This is a genomic window from Staphylococcus devriesei (genome assembly GCF_002902625.1).
Lineage (GTDB): Bacteria > Bacillota > Bacilli > Staphylococcales > Staphylococcaceae > Staphylococcus > Staphylococcus devriesei.
The window spans coordinates 1-322 of the sequence record NZ_PPRG01000122.1 but is presented as its reverse complement, the minus strand read 5'-3'; the positions used below and the strand labels follow the sequence as shown (position 1 = coordinate 322).

The window sequence follows — 322 nt, the reverse complement described above, 5'->3', positions numbered from 1 at the left end:
ACTTCATTGTTCCAGACTTTGCCGATGATAGCGTAGATTTAACAGATATTAAAGAAGTTAAAACAGCGACACGTAAATCAAATGGATCATTGACTATAAATGCAACACCTCCTAAAAAACTCACATGGAGTAACCAACCATACTTCAAAGCTGTTGCAGATAATGCTGGCGTAAGTATTTGTAGACCAAATCATAACAATGTGATGGTTGCTACAAATGAAACATACCAACCTGGCGATGTATTTTATGTTTATGAAATTCGTGATGGTTGGGCTAGAGTATACAGTGCTAGCAATAACGGTTTTGTATGGTATGAACGTCT

General features: G+C 36.6%; 1 pseudogene. It reads left to right on the top strand.

Going from position 1 to position 322, the window contains the following annotated elements:
- Positions 1 to 322, top strand: a pseudogene (locus CD147_RS11910) (N-acetylmuramoyl-L-alanine amidase); the annotation flags it as partial.